This window comes from Pseudomonas sp. Choline-02u-1 (assembly GCF_002836515.1).
In the GTDB taxonomy this organism is placed as follows: Bacteria; Pseudomonadota; Gammaproteobacteria; order Pseudomonadales; family Pseudomonadaceae; genus Aquipseudomonas.
Genome location: NZ_PJBC01000004.1, coordinates 408,438 through 425,147 on the forward strand (window position 1 = coordinate 408,438; position 16,710 = coordinate 425,147).

The 16,710-nt window shown below is 61.0% G+C and carries 14 protein-coding genes; 3 read left to right on the forward strand and 11 right to left on the reverse strand.

Features of this window, described 5'->3' with window-relative positions; all coding sequences use genetic code 11:
* Positions 1-67: 67 nt before the first annotated feature.
* Both CXF97_RS05880 and CXF97_RS05885 read left to right on the forward strand, forming a co-directional pair.
* Entirely contained in the window at positions 68-346 is a 279-nt protein-coding gene (locus tag CXF97_RS05880) for an antitoxin of toxin-antitoxin stability system (protein ID WP_101157071.1), read from the forward strand.
* Complete coding sequence (locus tag CXF97_RS05885; protein ID WP_101157073.1) at positions 343-660, forward strand: type II toxin-antitoxin system RelE/ParE family toxin; 318 nt, start codon at positions 343-345, stop codon at positions 658-660. Before CXF97_RS05880 ends, CXF97_RS05885 begins: the two co-directional genes overlap by 4 nt.
* Here CXF97_RS05885 and CXF97_RS05890 read toward each other — a convergent pair.
* The 11 genes from CXF97_RS05890 to CXF97_RS05940 form a co-directional block, all read right to left on the reverse strand.
* Positions 612-866: a DUF2789 domain-containing protein gene (locus CXF97_RS05890; protein WP_101157075.1), complete on the reverse strand. Its 255-nt coding sequence runs from the start codon at positions 864-866 to the stop codon at positions 612-614. The genes CXF97_RS05885 and CXF97_RS05890 overlap by 49 nt on opposite strands.
* 78 nt (positions 867-944) lie before the next feature.
* A complete protein-coding gene (locus CXF97_RS05895) occupies positions 945-2,513 on the reverse strand; it encodes an efflux transporter outer membrane subunit (protein ID WP_178081149.1) in 1,569 nt (522 codons plus the stop codon).
* Positions 2,510-3,577: an HlyD family secretion protein gene (locus CXF97_RS05900; RefSeq protein ID WP_076564925.1), complete on the reverse strand. Its 1,068-nt coding sequence runs from the start codon at positions 3,575-3,577 to the stop codon at positions 2,510-2,512. The genes CXF97_RS05895 and CXF97_RS05900 overlap by 4 nt, the downstream gene beginning before the upstream one ends.
* 27 nt (positions 3,578-3,604) lie before the next feature.
* Positions 3,605-5,143, reverse strand: coding sequence for an MFS transporter (locus tag CXF97_RS05905; protein WP_101157079.1), 1,539 nt, complete (start codon positions 5,141-5,143; stop codon positions 3,605-3,607).
* Positions 5,144-5,342: 199 nt separating this feature from the next.
* Positions 5,343-6,260 (reverse strand): LysR family transcriptional regulator, encoded by a 918-nt coding sequence (locus CXF97_RS05910; RefSeq protein WP_016772273.1) that lies wholly within the window; start codon positions 6,258-6,260, stop codon positions 5,343-5,345.
* Between the two features lie 133 nt (positions 6,261-6,393).
* On the reverse strand, positions 6,394-7,260 hold the full coding sequence (locus tag CXF97_RS05915) for an ABC transporter permease (RefSeq protein ID WP_101157081.1): 867 nt from the start codon (positions 7,258-7,260) through the stop codon (positions 6,394-6,396).
* A 20-nt stretch (positions 7,261-7,280) separates the two neighbouring features.
* Positions 7,281-8,141 carry an ABC transporter ATP-binding protein gene (locus CXF97_RS05920; protein WP_101157083.1) on the reverse strand — a complete coding sequence of 287 codons (861 nt, stop codon included), beginning with the start codon at positions 8,139-8,141 and terminating at the stop codon, positions 7,281-7,283.
* A gap of 17 nt (positions 8,142-8,158) precedes the next feature.
* Positions 8,159-9,055, reverse strand: a complete 897-nt coding sequence (locus CXF97_RS05925; RefSeq protein WP_101157085.1) for a TauD/TfdA family dioxygenase — start codon at positions 9,053-9,055, stop codon at positions 8,159-8,161.
* Positions 9,056-9,426: 371 nt separating this feature from the next.
* Positions 9,427-10,794: an HlyD family type I secretion periplasmic adaptor subunit gene (locus CXF97_RS05930; RefSeq protein ID WP_101157087.1), complete on the reverse strand. Its 1,368-nt coding sequence runs from the start codon at positions 10,792-10,794 to the stop codon at positions 9,427-9,429.
* Positions 10,784-12,940, reverse strand: a complete 2,157-nt coding sequence (locus CXF97_RS05935; RefSeq protein WP_101157089.1) for a type I secretion system permease/ATPase — start codon at positions 12,938-12,940, stop codon at positions 10,784-10,786. Before CXF97_RS05935 ends, CXF97_RS05930 begins: the two co-directional genes overlap by 11 nt.
* A gap of 33 nt (positions 12,941-12,973) precedes the next feature.
* On the reverse strand, positions 12,974-14,326 hold the full coding sequence (locus CXF97_RS05940) for a TolC family outer membrane protein (RefSeq protein ID WP_101157108.1): 1,353 nt from the start codon (positions 14,324-14,326) through the stop codon (positions 12,974-12,976).
* 359 nt (positions 14,327-14,685) lie between these two features.
* Between CXF97_RS05940 and CXF97_RS05945 the strand changes: the two genes are divergently transcribed.
* Positions 14,686-16,710 (forward strand): retention module-containing protein (locus CXF97_RS05945; RefSeq protein WP_157830860.1); only part of this gene is annotated, 2,025 nt, incomplete at its 3' end.

Below are 16,710 nucleotides of genomic sequence, written 5' to 3' on the forward strand. Positions count from 1 at the left end.
CTCAAAGCTTTCTCCATCGATACTTACAAGGTATATACGTTGTCATCACCAAATTCAGGAGCCTGATATGTCAAAACAAGCCGTTTTCACCATGAAACTGGAGCCGGAACTGCGGGAGGAGTTCATGGCGGAAGCCGAAGCGGCACACCGGCCTGCGTCGCAAATAATGCGAGACATGATGCGTCAGTATGTTCAAACCCAGCGAGAGACCCGCGAATATGAAGCGTTCCTGCAACGCAAGATTGAAATCGCTCGGGAATCCGTACGTACAGGAGACGGATTGAACAACGAAGACGTAGAAGCAGCGTTCGCGGCAAAGCGCAGGCAGGCAGAAGATCACCTATGAAAATCATATGGACGCCAGTTGCCGCACAGGATCGTGCAGACATTTGGGACTACCTGCAGGCCGCCAACCCAAGAGCGGCCATCGAAATGGATCTGCGCTTCAGCGAAGCGGTTCATCGCCTTTCCGACAATCCGTTGATTGGCCGTGCCGGCATCATTGCCGGTACGCGCGAGGTGATTCCTCATCCCAGTTACCGTCTTGTCTATCAAACGGAGCGAGATGCCGTCTGGATCATGGCGCTGGTGCATACGGCACGGACTTGGCCTCAGCCGAAGTCATCAGCCCGTCCCTTCCGCAACATCACATTCAACTGATCCACCACCTCCGCCCAATCCGCATCGTCGAGAATCTCCTCGCGCAGAAACTGCGCCTGACCTGCTGTCCAGAAAAACGCGTCGGCCAGATGCAATTCCGGCTTGAGCGGCGAATGGCTGGCGATGAATTTGTCGATGCCGGTCGGGTCGTCAGCGAGGCCAAGCTGTTTGAACAGGGCCGGTAAGCTGTGCTGCGGATTTTCCATGATGCAACCTCCTCTGCAGTCCAGGTCCGGCGTTGCGCCGTTTACTGCAGTGGAGTTGATCATAGCTGTCGCTGCGGTTCAGGGTCTGGCGACATCCGGCGAGCCTGCGGCCAGGTGCGCTGCCGGGTAGACCGATTGCCATCCGCCGCCCAACGCCTTGTACAAACCGACCATCGCCAGGGAAACGCCGGTCGAGCTTTCCACCCATTGTTCCTGCGTGGCGAGCAAGGCGCTTTGCACGGTGAGAACGTTGACGAAATCGACCACGCCTTCAACGTATTGCTGCTGCGCAGTGCGCAGGGCGATGCGGTTCTGGCGCACGGCTTCGGCGAGGCTGTCGCGACGGCGCTGGCTGGCGTTGTACGCGGTCAGTTGATCGTCGATTTCATGCCAGGCGCGCAGCACAGTCTGCTGGTAGGCGATGGCCGCTTCCTGCTGTTGGGCTTCACGCAGTTGCAGCATGCCGCGCAGGCGCCCACCGTCGAACAGCGGCAGGCTGAATTGCGGGCCGATGCCGAAGGCACGCGAGCCCCATGAACCGAAATCGCTCAGTTGCATCGCCTGCGAACCGAGGTTGCCGGACAGGGTGATGCGCGGATAGAAATCGCCCTTGGCCACGCCGATGTTGGCGGTGGCGGCGTGCAGACGCGCTTCGGCCTGGCGGATATCCGGGCGGCGCTCGGCCAGTTCCGACGGCAGGCCGATCGCGACTTGCAGCGGCGACTGCGGCACTGCCGCGTCTTTGGACAATGCTTGAGCGAGTGCCTGCGGCGGCTCGCCCATCAACAGACTGATCGCGTTGATCAGTTGCGCCTGACGCTGCTCAAGCGCTGGCAGCCGTGCTTCGATGGCGGCGACTTGCGCGGCGGCTTCGGCGACGTCGAGATCGGTCGCCACGCCATCGGCCAGCCGCAGCTGCGAGAGTTTCAGGCTATGCCGGGCGACGTCGAGGTTCTGCTCGGTGACGGCGCGGGTATTCTGCACGCCGCGCAGCTGAATGTAATTTTGCGCGGTGTCGGCGAGAACGGTCAGCAGCACACCGCGACGATCGTTTTCCGCCACTTCGAGATTGGCGTCAGCGGCTTCGGTTTCACGGCGCACGCGACCCCAGAAATCCAGTTCCCATGAGGCCGAGAAACCGGCATCCCACAGGTTGAAAGCCGAATCACCGTTATTTCCCGATGGATCGTTCAAGCCTTCGCCGCTGTTGCGTTTACGTGCGTAGCTGCCGCTGGCGGCGCTGTTCGGATAACGCTCGGCGGTGATTACCTGGCGCGCGGCGCGGCTTTGTTGCAGGCGGCTGCTGGCCAGTTGCAGATCGAGGTTGCTGTTCAGCGCGCGTTGGGTGAGCGCGGAAAGCTGCGGGTCGTGGAAGGTTTCCCACCAGCGTTCGTTCAAGGGTTCGCTGACGGCCTCGCTTGGGGCGGACCGGGCCGGTTTGGCCCAGTCGGCAGGTTGAGGGGCTTCGGGTTTCTGGAAGTCTGGGCCGACAGTGCAGGCGGTGAGACTCATTGTGAGCAAGGCACTGAAGGTTAGCTGCTGCCACTGGCGTTTTCGCGAGCAGGCTCGCTCCCACATTCTGCAATGCGTTGTCCCTGTGGGAGCGAGCCTGCTCGCGTAGGCGCCAGCCGATTCAACACCGATCATCGCTGCGTTACCTCGCGCCCGGACGCCTTTGAGCTGGCGGTATCAATACTCGCCTCCACCGACATCCCCACCCGCAACCGCTCGGCCAGTGGCTGGCCCGGTTCCAGCACGATCTTCACCGGAATCCGCTGCACAACCTTGGTGAAGTTGCCCGTCGCGTTGTCCGGTTTCACCGCCGCAAAGGTCACGCCAGTTGCCGGCGCAATGCTCTCGACGCGGCCAGTCAGGGCTTCACCGCCCAAGCTGTCGACCCGCACTTGCACATCCTGCCCGGGCTGCACGTCGGTCAACTGGGTTTCCTGAAAATTGGCCACCACATAGGCCTGCTGCAACGGCACCACCGCCAACAGCTTGCTGCCCGGCGTGACGTAGGCGCCGACGCGCACCGCACGCTCGCCGATCATGCCGTCCTGCGGCGCGGTGATGCGCGTATAGGACAAGTTGAAACTGGCGATTTCCAGCGCCGCCTGCGCGTGTTTCAGATTGCCTTCGGCGGCGTTGCGCTGGGCGGTGAGAATTTCGACCTGTTTGCGTTCGGCCGCCAGCTTCGCGGTCGCGGTGTCGAGGCGCGCCGAGGCCTGATCGATGCGCGTGCGCGCCTGCTGCGCGTTCTGCACGGTGCCGGCGCCGACACCGGCGAGATGGTTGTAGCGGTTCAGTTCCTGCTGCGCAAAAGCCATTTCCGCTTTGGCCGAGACCACGGTGGCCTGCGCCTGAGCGATTAGCGAAGCCTGCCGCTCGAGAGTCGCGTTGGCGTTCTGCAACTGCGCCCGCGCGACCAGGGTTTGCGCATCCGCCGCTTCCGCCGCTGCGCGCAAATCACGGTCATCGATCAGCGCCAGCAACTGCCCGGCCTTGACCTGCTGGTTGTCTTCGACCAGCACCTGCTTGATGAACCCGGCCACGCGCGGCACAACCAGGGTGTAGTCGGCGGAGACGAAGGCGTCGTTGGTGGTTTGCTCGGTGCGTTGGCCGAACAGCCCGGGCATTGCCAGGTACACCAGCACGCCTACCGCCAGCGCGGCAGCCACGGCCACCGCAAGTTTTTGCTTGGATTGAGTCATAAAAAACCTTCAGTTTCAGTGCAGCAATCAGGACGGCGCGCGCGGCGGATAAATCCGCGTCGGCAGCCAGAAAATCAGCAGAATCAACGCCACGGCAACGCCGGCCATGCATACGTAGAGATCGGACGAAGTCAGCACCACGGCCTGCTCGTGCAAGCGGTGGGCGAGGCCCGGATCGCTGTGATCGGCCAGCGGCGAATTGCCGAGGCTGTCGACCAACATGCTCGAATGAAAATGCAGGCGCGATGTGGTCAGCGCTTCGATGACGCCGGTGGCAACCACTGCGGCAAGACCTTTGACGGTGTTGAACCACGCCGACGCGAACGGCCCTTCCATCGGCGTGATACTGCCGGTCGACAACATCAACAGCGGCAACACCGCCATCGGCTGACCGAAGATCTGCAGCCATTGCAGGACATAGAAATCATCGCGAATCCACGCCGAGGTCAGGTGCGAACCGCCCAGACAGGACAACGTGAGCATGCCCAGACCGATGCCGAGCACCCAGCGACAATCGACCCAGCGCAAATTGCACAGCGCCGCCACCAACGGCAGCGCAATCAGCTGCGGCAACGCAGCAATGAGCATGATCGGTGCGGTCTGCGCCGGACGATAACCTTGCACCTGCGCCAGATAGCTCGACGGAATCAGCACTACCGCCAGTAGCACGATCAGCACGCCAGCGAGGGTAATCAGGGCGAACAACAGGTTGCGGATGCCGAGCATCTGCAGCTTGAAAAACGGAATCGGCTGCGACCATTCATTGATCATGAACGCCACCAACAGCAGCGAACCGGCGCCGAGTAATCCACAGATCAGATTCGACTCGAACCAGTCCAGGCGATTGCCCTGCAACAGGCCGATGACCAGCATGCAGATCGCCGGAAAGCCCAGCAGCAGGCCTTTCCAGTTGAATGACTTGAGCCGCTCCAGCCGCAGCGGATCCTGCGGCAAGCCGTAGGCAACGGCGACCATGGCGATCAGGCACGGCACGATGATCTGCCAGAAGGTCCATTGCCAGCCGACGTATTCAGTCCAAAGACCGGCCAGCGGCGTGCCGAGTCCCGGGCCAAACGTTGCGGTGAGCGCGTAGCCGGCCAGTCCGTACAGTTTGATGTTCGCCGGCAAAAAGCGCAGCGCGACGGTCATCAGCATCGGCGGCAGTGCACCGCCGGCCAGACCCTGGAGGATGCGCATCAACAACAGGCTTTCGTAATTCGGGGCAAACGGGCACAGCACGCCGAGCAACGTAAACAGGCCGATGGCGCAAAGAGTGAAACGGCGCAGTGAGAAGGTTACCGAGCACCACGGCGCGAAGGCCATGGCCGCAACCGACGTGGCGGTGTAACTGGCGACCAGCCAGGTGCCTTCGTCATAGCCGATGTGCAGCGCGCCACGAATATCTGCGAGTGCGACTTTGGTGACCATCTCGTTGAGGCCCGAGACCAGCACGGCCAACAGCACGCCGACCAGACCAATGATGATCCGCGCCCCGAACACCGGTGGCGCAACCGCCGTCGCCGGGCTGGTCGCGGCGAGAGGCGCCGTGACCGTCAGGGATGTCATGAATGAAAACTCCGGGGGTGAAAATACCGGAGCATTTTAGTGGGGCTTGATGCTGACGAAAATTGACTTATCGGCAGGTTATAAGTGCATTAAACACAAATATCAAAAGCAAAAGATCGCAGCCTTCGGCAGCTCCGACAGGTGAAATGCATTCCAGTGTGGGAGCTGCCGAAGGCTGCGATCTTTTGCTTTGCTTTTTTTAGGGCTGTGCCGCCAGCCACGTTTCATCGCAGCAGGTCTTGAGGGTTTCGCGCAGCCAGCGATGCGCCGGATCCTTGTCGAAGCGTGGGTGCCAGGCCTGGGTCAGCATCAGCATCGGCAGCGGAATCGGCAGGTCGAATGAGCGCAGTTTCAAGCCCAGCCGCCGCACGCTGAGCAGCGCTTCTTTAGGCACCGGCAGGATCAGGTCGGAGTCGGGCAAGGCAAACATCGCCGCGTGGAAACTCGGCGCGATCACCGCCACCCGGCGCTCCAGTCCCAACGCATTCAACGCCGTGTCGATCGGGCCGCGAGCGATGCCACGGCGGGACATGCTGATGTGGGAGAAACCGGCGTAGCGCTCGGCAGTGATTTCGCCGTCGAGCAGCGGATGGTTCTCGCGCACCAGGCCGACGAAATGTGTAGAGAACAGGTTCTGCACCTTCACCTCCGGCGTGAGCGGTCGGGTATTGCTGACGCTCAGATCGATGCGCCCTTCGCGCAGCGCCTCATCGTCGCCATCGCCTTCCGGGACGAAGCGCAATTCACAATGCGGAGCCAGTTGATCGAGGGTATCGAACAGTTTGCCGCCGTAGACGCCGACGAAAAAATCATTGGCGCGGATGCTGAAACGCCGCCGCAGGGTGCCCAGCTCTACGCTGTCGGCCGAACGGAACAGCAGCGCCGCCTGTTCGACCACATCTCGCACCTGTTCGCGTAACTCGAGGGCTTTGGGTGTCGGCACCAGACCACGCCCGGCGCGCACCAGTATCGGATCGCCGATGGCTTCGCGGATCCGCGTCAGGGTGCGACTCATGGCCGCCGGACTGAGGTTCATCCGCCGCGCCGCGCCGACCACACTGCCTTCGTCGAGCAAGGCGTCGAGGGCGACCAGAAGGTTCATGTCCGGGAGTTGCATGCTGAGCACTCTTGGCTGATCTCAATTGATTCGGGCGCAATGCTAGCAGATCAACAGATCGCAGCCTTCGGCAGCTCCTACCAGAGGATCGCATTTGCTTGTAGGAGCTGCCGAAGGCTGCGATCTTTTCAGGTCAGCGCTGCATACCCCACCGCTTCACCGTCACACGCTCAAGGGTGTCAAACACCAGATTTTCCACCAGCAGACCAATCAGAATCACCACCGCCAACCCGGCAAACACCTTGTCGGTATACAGCTCATTGCGATTCTGGAAGATGTACCAGCCCAGCCCGCCCTTGCCACTGGTCGCGCCAAACACCAGTTCGGCGGCGATCAAGGTGCGCCAGGCGAACGCCCAGCCAATCTTCAAACCCGCAAGAATCGACGGCAGCGCCGCCGGAATCAGGATGAACAGGACCAGGCGCAAACCCTTCAGGCCATAGTTGCGCCCGGCCATGCGCAGCGTTTCGGAGACGCCGAGAAATCCGGCATAAGTGTTGAGCGCCAGCGCCCACAACACTGAATGCACCAGCACGAAAATCAGGCTGTTCTGGCCCAATCCGAACCAGAGCAGCGCCAGCGGCAGCAGGGCAATTGCCGGTAACGGGTTGAACATAGAAGTCATCGTACTGAGCAAGTCACGCCCCAACTGGGTCGAGACCGCCAATGTCGTCAGAGCGAACGCGAGGACGATGCCGATCAGATAACCCTTGATCAGCACCATCAAAGATATCCACACCTTGGCCAACAGCTCGCCACTGAGCAGCCCGTCGAACAAGGCATGCGCGGTTTGCAGAAAACCCGGCAGCATCAGGTCGTTGTTCTGAATGCGCGCGACCACTTCCCAGATGATCGCCAGGACGATCAGGATCAAACCTTTGCGCAGCCAGCCTTGTTGCCATAACCGCGTGCTCAGCGGCAGCTCGCGCTCGACCGGCACTGCAGTCAGCGGCTCGAGCACGGTTTCGAATTCCTCACGCACGGATGATGAATGGTTCATCGGGTAGTCCTCCTGGCCGCTCAATAGGCGATGCGAATGTCGTTGAAGTCATGCTCGCGTTCGGTCTCGGGCGCCTGGCCCTCATCGAACAGCAGACGATGAATGCGTCGTGCCGATTCCTGAAACGCCGCGCCACCGAGGCTGTGCAGGTCGTATTGATGGCTGTGCACTTCGGCGCGCACGCGGCCCGGATGCGGCGACAACAAGAGAATGCGATTGCCCACCACCAGGGCTTCTTCAATCGAATGGGTGACGAACAACAGGGTGAAGCGCACCTCTTCCCACAGCAGCAGCAATTCCTCCTGCATCTTGCGGCGGGTCAGCGCATCGAGCGCAGCGAAGGGTTCGTCCATCAAGAGAATTTTTGGCTGCATGGCCAAGGCCCGGGCGATCGCTACCCGCGCTTTCATGCCGCCGGACAACGTGTGTGGATAGGCATCGGCGAACGCCGCCAGCCCGACCTTTTCCAGATAGTGCAGCGCACGTTCTTCGGCATGTTTTTTGTTCAACGTTCGCGAAGCCAGCAGCGGAAACATCACGTTCTGTTTGACGGTCTTCCACGGCGGCAGTTGATCGAATTCCTGAAACACCACAATCCGGTCCGGCCCCGGCGCATCGACGCGCTGGCCTTGCAAACGGATCTCGCCTTCGGACGGCTGAAGGAAACCGGCGACGGCTTTGAGCAAGGTCGACTTGCCGCAGCCGGACGGGCCGAGCAGCACGTAGCGGTCGGCCGGGTCGATTTCGAAACTGACTTGATGGGTGGCGCGCACCACGCGCTGCGGCGTGCGGTATTCGAGGCTGACGTGATCGACGGCCAGCAACGCTTCGCTGCGGGCGATCGGGTTGCTGGCCGCGCGGCCTGGCAAAGGGGCGTTCATGGTCGATCTCCGGCAAATCAGAAAGGCCCGTCGCCCTGGATGGTCGTGCGATACAGCTTGCGGCGCAGATGCGCGGGGCAGCCGGCGGCGAGGTGGATCAGCGAGCGGTTGTCCCAAAACACCAGGTCATGTGGTTCCCACTGGTGGCGGTAGATGTTTTGCGGCAGCACGCTGTGGGCGAAGAGTTCGCCGAGCAACTGACGACTTTCGTCTTCCGGCAGACCGACAATTCGCGTGGTGAAGCCTTCGCTGACGAACAAGGCCTTGCGGCCGTTTTCCGGATGAGTGCGCACCACCGGGTGCACCACTTCGGCGACCTGAGCCAACTGTTCAGGGGTCAGGGTCGGGCGCCAGTTGCCTTCGAATTTGCTTTCGCTGTAACGCGCCGTGTAGGAATGCGCGGCAAAGCGTCCTTCAACCGCATTGCGCAATGCTGCGGGCAAGTCGTCCCAGGCTTTGTGCATGTCGGCAAACAGCGTGTCGCCGCCCTCCTCCGGCAACTCCTGGGCGTGCAGCATCGAGCCGAGACTCGGCAGCTCTTTATAGGAAAGATCGGAATGCCAGAACTTGCCGGCGTCACCGAGACCGATGTTCTGGCCGTTCTCGATGATGTTGGAAACGATGAGAATTTCCGGATGATTGGCCAGCAGGAATTGCTTGAGCACGTGGATCTGCAGCACGCCGAAACGGCGGCTGAAATCGATTTGCTGTTGCGGGGTGATCTGCTGGTCGCGGAACACCACGACGTGGTGATCCAGGTGCGCGCGATGAATGCGCGCGAAATCCTCGTCATTGACCGGTCGGCTCAGGTCGAGGCCAACGATTTCGGCGCCGACGGCACCGCTGAACGGGCGAATCTCAAAGGTTTGCGGCGCGGCGGTCGCGGCGCTCTGGGTGGCAGTAGCTGTGGACATCTTTCCATCTCCCACGCACGGCGCGCTCAGTGGCGCGCTCGTCGATCAGACACTCACGCTCGATTGCGTGTCGGTTCAGGTCGTGCGGCGCGCCGATTGGTCGGCAGGTACGCAGGGAGAGGAATTTATAGCTATAAAAACTGGAGGTTAAATACCGTTATTGAATAACGATATGGCGAATGGTGAGGAATGGACGGCGTGATGAGTGACGGTTTTTGTCACTTACTGACAGATGCATCGATGCAACTGACGCCTTCGCGAGCAAGCTCGCTCCCACAGTTGATCTCCAGTGACCGAAAATTTGGTGTTCGGTTAAGGACCAATGTGGGAGCGAGCTTGCTCGCGAAGAGGCCGCAAGCCGCGCTGAAGACCTAGCGCTCGTGCAACGCCTCAGCCCGCGCCCGAATGATCGGCTTCAGCAAATAGCTCAACACCGACTTCTTGCCGGTGATGATATCCACCGAAGCGACCATCCCCGGGATGATCAGCAAAGGCTTTTCATCGGTGCCCAAATGGCTGCGCTCAGTGCGCACCTTGATCACGTAGTAAGTGGTTTTCTTGTCTTCGTCGGTGATGGTGTCGGCGCCGATCTGCTCAAGCTGCGCCTTGAGCCCGCCGTAAATGGTGTAGTCATAGGCGGTGAATTTGACGATCGCTTCCTGCCCCGGATGCAGGAAGGCGATGTCCTGCGGTCGGATCTTGGCTTCGACCAGCAGGGTGTCGTCCAGCGGTACGATTTCAACCATGTCGCTGCCCGGCTGGATCACGCCGCCGATGGTGTTGACCAGCAGTTTATTGACGATGCCGCGCACTGGCGAGGTGACCAGCGTACGGCTGACGCGGTCTTCCAGCGCCTTGCCGGTGGCCTGGGCCTTGTTCAGATCGGTGCGTGCTTCGTTGAGTTGAGTGAGCGCTTCACTGCGGAATTTGCCACGGGTTTCGTCGATCTTGCGCTGCACTTCCTTGATCGCCGATTCCGCGCGCGGGATGGCCAGCGTGGTCGCGTCGAGCTGGCCGCGGGTTTCCACTTCGGCGCGCTTGAGGCGCAGTACTTCCACCGGCGAGACCGCGCCCTGCGCCACCAAGGGCTCGGACATGTTGATTTCCTGACGCTGCAAGCCAAGTTGCTGACGGTACTGCGCTTGCTTGGAGCTGAACTCACGCAGCTCTTGCTGACGCTGGATCAACTGCTCCTGCAAACCACCGATTTCGTCGTGCAACTGCTGACGACGGCTGATGTACAGCGACTCTTCGCTTTTCGCCTGACCGGGCACGGCTTTGAGCACGTCCTCGGGGAAATTCAGTGGACGATCATCGACCTCCGCGCTCAGGCGCTCGACACGCAGTAGCATCGACAGGCGATCAGCTTCGGTTTCGCCAACGTTGGAAGCAAAACGCGTGTCGTCGAGACGGATCAACGGCGCGCCGGCCTCGACGATCTGACCTTCCTTGACGAACAGCTCGGCGACGATACCGCCCTCCAGGTTCTGGATTTTCTGGATCTTGGAAGACGGAATCGCCTTGCCGTCGCCCTTGGTCACTTCGTCGATCACGGCGAAGTTGGCCCAGAGCATGAGGAACACGAAGAAGCCGATGATCGCCCAGATGGTCAGGCGCACAACGCGCGGTGCGTCTTCGATCAGCGCCTTGTTGACCTCTGGCAGCGGCTGACCCTGCAGCGAGGCAGAGCCCTTGAAGTAGCGACGGATCGACTCCTTGACACCGGACTTAAGCAACACTGATCTGCCCCTTCTTCAACGCTTCCATCACGGCGGCTTTCGGGCCGTCGGCGAGAATCTGTCCGCGATCGATCACCAGCAGGCGATCGACCAGCGACAACAGCGATGCCCGGTGCGTGACCAGCACCACGGTCTTGTTTTCAATCACCGCTGCGAGGCGTTGCTTGAGGCGTTCTTCGCCGGTGTTGTCCATCGCGCTGGTCGGCTCGTCCATCAGCAGAATCGGCGGATTGAGTAACAGCGCCCGGGCCAGCGCGACGTTCTGCCGTTGGCCGCCGGACAGGTTCTGCCCGCGCTCGCCGACTTGCAGCTCGTAACCCTGCGGATGCAGACGAGCGAATTCGTGGACGCCGGCCAGTTCCGCGGCTTGCAGCACCAGCTCGTCTTCGACGTAACGCGCGCCGGACACGAGATTGTCACGCAGGGTGCCGGACAGCAGTTGAATGTCCTGCGGCACGTAGCCGATGTTGTAGCGCAGTTCGCTGACGTCGATCTGGCGGATGTCCACGCCATCGACCAGCAGCGCGCCGTCGTCCGGCTGATACAGGCCGACCAGCAGTTTGGCCAGCGAACTCTTGCCCGAGCCGCTGCGGCCAATGATGCCGATTTTCTCGCCGGGACGGATCACCAGGTTGATGTTCTTCAGCGCCGGGTTCTGCTGGTCCGGATAGGTGAAGCTGAGCTGACGGCATTCGATGGCGCCCTGCAAAACCTTGCGGCTCAGCGGCCGTTCTTCGAAATTGCGCTCCTGCGGCAGCTCCATCATCTGGTCGACCGAAGTCATGGTCACCCGCGCCTGCTGATAGCGCGTGAGCAGGCCGGACAGCGACGCCAGCGGGCTCAGCGCGCGGCCACTGAGCATGTAGCAGGCAATCAGCCCGCCCATGCTCAGGTTACCGGCGATGATCTGGTAGACGCCGAAGACGATCATGATCACCCCCGCCAGTTGCTGGATCAGCAGGGTGATGTTCATCGCCAGACCGGAAAGCATTTTCACTCGCAGCTCGAGGCGGCTAAGGGTGCCGATGGTCTGCTCCCACTGATACTGGCGCTCGCTTTCGGCGTTGTTGACCTTGACCGCGTCGAGGCCGGCGAGGGTTTCGATCAGGCTCGACTGGCGCTCGGCGCCCAGTGCCATGGTCCGCTCCATGGTCGCGATCAAGGGCTTCTGCAAGGCGTAGCCGATCAACAGGGCAATCGGGAACGCCAGCACCGGAATCCATACCAGATGCCCGCCGAGAATGGCGATCACGATGAAGATCAAAATCGTGAACGGCAGGTCGATCAGGCTGGTCAGGGTCAGCGAGGCGAGGAAGTCGCGCAGGCTCTGAAACTCATGGATGTTCTGCGCGAAGCTGCCGACCCGCGCCGGGCGGTATTTCATCGCCATGCCGACGATGCGTTCGAACAGCGTCGCCGAGATGATCAGGTCGGTTTTCTTGCCGGCCAGGTCCAGGCACAGACTGCGCAGGCTTTTCAGAATCAGGTCGAAGATGTACGCGCCGGTAATGCCCAGCGCCAGCACCCACAGGGTTGCTTCGGCCTGGTTCGGCACCACGCGGTCGTAGACGTTCATCACGAACAGCGGCGCGGCCATGGCGATGATGTTAATCAGGAAACTCGCCGCGATCGCATCGGCGTACAACCAGCGCGAACGCTTGAGGGTGTCACGGAACCACGAGCGTGCGCGAGGGATCAGCGTGCCGTGGTTGACGTCGAATTTGTGTTGCGGCTGAGCGAAGAACACTTTGCCGGTGTAATCGTCGCTCAGCAGTTCGCGGCTGACCACCGATTCGCCGCCATCGCTTTCGCTGAGCAGCACTCGCGCATCGTTGTCGCCCTGCCAGCCGAGCAGAACGGCGCTGCGGCCATCCTTGAGCAGCAACAGCGCGGGCATGGCGATCGCCGGAATCTCTTCGAGCTTGCGCTGCAACACCCGCCCCTGCAGCCCGGCGCGGGCCGCTGCGCGTGGCAGCAACTCGACACTCAAACGTTGTTTGGGCAGCGGCAGGCCGGTGGTCAGCATCGCCGCGCTGGCAGGCTTCTGGTGCAGCATGCACAGGGCGAGCAGACCATCCAGCAGCGGATCGTCGTGCAACGCGCGTGGATCATGGCTGAGTTGAACTCGACTGACTTCTGATTCCACGCTCGACACTCTTTAACAGTTGGAAGGGATAACTCAGTTCATCCCAGGCAGCTGAACCTTGGGCTTCACGTCGTTCTGCACAACGGATGCCAACGGCGCGACCACTCCCTGGCTTTTGAGCAATTGGCCCATGGTCGCCTTGATTCGGTACTGAGTAAATAACTGGACGTTTTTGATTTCCGCCAGACGGCGCGAGGCGGTGAACAGTTCGTTTTCGCTGTCGAGCAAGTCCAGCAGGGTGCGTTCGCCGAGGCTGAATTGACGCTGGTAGGCGGTGCGCACCGAGGTGCTGTGATCGACGTATTGCTGGGCGATCGGCACCTGCGCGTTGGCGTTGTTCAGGGCGTTCCAGGCCAGGCCCAGCTCTTCGTTCAACTGGCGCAAAGCGTTGTTGCGGATGTCCAGCGCCTGATTGGCCAGGTACGACTTGGATTCCAGATCAGCCTTGTTGCTGCCACCGGAATACAGGTTGAAGCGCATGCGCAGCATGGCCTGCCACTCGTTGTTGTGGCCATTCTGGCCGTCAAGATCGTTGTCGGCGGTGCGGCCCAGTTCGGCGTCGAAGCGTGGGTAGAACGTCGATTTGGCCGTGGCGAACTGCTTCTCGGCAGCGGCAATATCCGACTCGGCGGAACGCAGGATCGGGCTGTTTTCCAGCATCTGTGCGCGGGCCTCGTTGAGGTTGGCCGGCATCATTGCCATGAACGGCGCCGGGCGCTCCAGTTGATCGGGCATCTGACCCACGGCGCTGAGGAAATTGGTTTCCGAGTCGGCGAGGTTGGTCTGCTCGGTGATCAGGTTGTTGCGGGCCTGGGCCATCCGCGCTTCGGCCTGATCAAGATCGGCGCCGCTGCCGACGCCGCGCTGGGTGCGCAACTGGATCTGGTCATAGATGCGCTGGTGGCTTTTGAGGTTTTCCTCGGCCAGACGCACGAATTCGCGGCGGGTCAGCACGTCCAGATACACCTGGGCGACGGTCAGCGCGGTGCGCTCGGAAGTGCCAAGCAGCGAGTAGGCGCGTGAGCTGACGTTGGCTTGTTGACGCGCAACTTCGTTGGAGGTCGCAAAACCGTCAAAAACCATTTGCGAGAGACGTAAACTTGACTCGCTGCGGGTTAACGTCTCCCAGTGATTACCGCCACTGTTCGCTCGGGTCGTCACGCTATCGGTGCCCTCACGACCGTAACCGCCCAGCAGATCAACCTTGGGCAGGTATCCGCCCTTCGCCGCCTTCAGCTGGTAATCCGCCGCCAATCGACTGTTAACCCCCGCCTGAATCTCCGGATGGACATCCAGCGCCTGTTGCATGGCTTCTGGTAAGGATTGTGCTTGTACAAAAGAGGCGGCGAGGGCGAAGGGAGCGGCAAGGAGCAAAAGCGAACGCATGGTTGGAATTTCCCAGAACTTCTTGTCTTGAATCACAGCAAAAACGTGGCGCTGCGTCGGATGATGGCAACCCGAAAGACCGTATGTCGGAAAGTTCAAAAGAGGAACTGGATGACACGCTGAAGGACAGGTCGCCGCGGAAATATCAATGTGACATTAGTGGGGCGATTGTTTAGGATGGCTCCCAGAAGGTCAATAGTTTGGCATAAAGTTAATCGCGATAATTTATAGCCAGATTATTGACGGAAATACAGCGCCAATAAGTTATCCATTTATAGAAAGTACGTCCAGACTGAAGTGGCGCCGACGCCCGTCAGGTCCATGGAAGTCAACTGATGTGACACCCCGGAGAGTCTTCAATGAGCAGTGTTGTTGCCGTCGTCAAAAGCATTGTCGGTCAGGTTTTCGTGGTGTCCCCAGAGGGCGTGCGTCGCGTACTCGTTGAAGGCGATCGCCTGTATGTTGGCGATCAGATCGACACCGGTCTGTCCGGCGCCGTGTCGCTGGAATTGGCCGATGGCCGCACCCTTGACCTGGGTCGCGATACGCAGTGGAGCGCCAATGCGCCCGACTCCAGCACCGACCTGGCCGAAGCCACCGCGCAAGCTGCGCCATCGGTTGAAGAACTGCAGCAAGCCATCGCCGCCGGCGTCGACCCGACCACCGCGCTTGAATCCACCGCTGCAGGCCCGACTGCCGCAGGTACCGGCGGTGCTGCCGGCGGTGGTCACAGCTTCGTCATGCTCGACGCCACCGCTGGCCGCGTCGATCCGACCATTGGCTTCCCCACGGCGGGCATCAATTCTGCCGCGCAAGCTGCGCAGGACACCACCGGCGGCCTGACCACCGATACCACCACCAATGCGCTGCGTGATTCGACCCTGAGCCTCAGCGCCACGCCGACTATCACCGAAGCGGGCGGCGTGCTTGTGTACACCGCGACCCTGACCCAGGCGCCGCTGACTGACCTGACCATTACCCTGTCCAACGGCGCAGTGATCGTCATCCCGGCCGGCGCCACCACTGGCACCGTCAACGTGCCGCTGGCACCGAACGACACGGTCTATAACGACCAGACCCAAATCGACGTGACCGTCACCGGCACCACCGGCGGCAACGGCATCACCGTGACCCCGCCGAACATTCCGGCGACCACGCAAGTCACCGACACCGTCGATACCACTACCGTCACTCTGACGGCTGGCTCGAGCGTGACTGAAGGTGGCCAGATTACCTACACCGCGACGCTGACTAACCCGGCGCAAACTCCGGTGACAGTCACCCTGTCGAACGGTTCGACCATCACCATCGGCGCTGGCCAGACGACCGGTACCGTCAATGTGCCGACAGCGGCCAATGACGTTTACAACAATGGCAGCACCGTCAGCACCACGATCACCGGCGCTACCGGCGGTAACTTTGAAAATCTGGTGCCGAACGCGACACCAGCAGTCACCACGATTACTGACTCGGTCGACAACACCGGCCTGACACTGACCGCGACCAACAACATCGTTGAAGGCGGTCAGATCACTTACACCGCGACGCTGACTAACCCGGCGCAAACTCCGGTGACCGTCACCCTGTCGAACGGTTCGACCATCACCATCGGCGCTGGCCAGACGACCGGTACCGTCAATGTGCCGACAGCGGCCAATGACGTTTACAACAATGGCACTACAGTCAGCACCACGATCACGGGCGCTACCGGCGGCAATTTCGAGAACCTGGTGCCGAACGCGACACCAGCCGTTACCACCATTACCGACTCGGTCGATAACACCGGCCTGACCCTGACCGCGACCAACAACATCGTCGAAGGCGGTCAGATCACTTACACCGCGACCCTGACTAACCCGGCGCAAACCCCGGTAACCGTCACCCTGTCGAACGGCTCGACCATCACCATTGCAGCCGGCGAAACCGTTGGCACCGTCAACGTGCCGACAGCGGCCAATGACGTTTACAACAATGGCACTACAGTCAGCACCACGATCACCGGCGCTACCGGCGGCAATTTCGAAAACCTGGTGCCAAACACCACGCCAGCCGTTACCACGATTACTGACTCGGTCGACAACACCGGCCTGACCCTGACAGCGACCAACAACATCGTTGAAGGCGGTCAGATCACTTACACCGCAACACTGACCAATCCGGCGCAGACGCCGGTGACCGTCACCCTGTCCAACGGCTCGACCATCACCATTGCAGCCGGCGAAACCGTTGGCACCGTCAACGTGCCGACAGCGGCCAATGACGTTTACAACAATGGCACTACAGTCAGCACCACGATCACGGGCGCTACCGGCGGCAACTTCGAGAACCTGGTGCCGAACGCGACACCAGCCGTTACCACCATTACCGACTCGGTCGACAACACC